The sequence below is a fragment of the Paenibacillus sp. 3LSP genome (assembly GCF_032465655.1).
Taxonomy (GTDB): Bacteria; Bacillota; Bacilli; order Paenibacillales; family Paenibacillaceae; genus Fontibacillus; species Fontibacillus barengoltzii.
In genome coordinates, this window is the sequence record NZ_JAWDJI010000121.1 from 1 (window position 1) to 706 (window position 706).

A 706-nucleotide genomic window follows, 5' to 3' on the forward strand; every position below is an offset into this window, starting at 1 on the left:
TCTGCCTGAGCACGTGGCGCGAGAGCAAAAATGCGAGCGACGGTCGGCACGCTGCTATCCGTGGGTTGGTTACCACATGTTATGCCTTCGTCAGGGAGAGCCCTTGCAAGCTAGAAACGCACGTTCAGTTTCTTTCAAAACCTAGTGCAAACGGACTACGCAAATTCTCTCCTGAACCTTCGTTTGCTCCCGGGCCTCGTGCTCCGGCGTGAGCTTGTCAAGCGTCTTCCTTGACAAGCGGTGGGGTACAATTCAACACTTTTCCAAATCCTCATCGAAGATGAGGAACGCCACACGGCGAGTGTGGGGGTGCAGGGGGCAACGTCCCCTGCGTCCTTCATCGTCCAAAGGCGTTAGGAGGCTGCTGGCTGCTCCACGGTTCGAGCAACCGCCCATATGAACCCAATCAATTCCCGGGCCACCGCACCGACGGCCACATTCTTGTGCTTGTTCTTTCCAAACACAAGATGACGGTATTTGTAATGCAATCTTTCTTGCGCCTTCCAGGACAACAGCTGTACGTCGGCGGGCATACCATCTAATCGCTTGGCGAGATCCCCTTTTACGGCAGGACGGTGACGGTAACTCCAAGCGGACTCCACCAAAGTCCGTCGTAAGCGGCCATTTCCGGCTTTGGTCATGCTGCCGCGGCGAGTACTTAGGCCCGTGGAATACTCACGAGGGACCAGTCCCAAGTACGCCATCA

Annotated in this window: 1 protein-coding gene; it reads right to left on the reverse strand. The window is 55.9% G+C overall.

Going from position 1 to position 706, the window contains the following annotated elements:
• Positions 1-353: 353 nt before the first annotated feature.
• Positions 354-706 (reverse strand): transposase (locus tag RW092_RS23900; protein ID WP_316010087.1); only part of this gene is annotated, 353 nt, incomplete at its 5' end.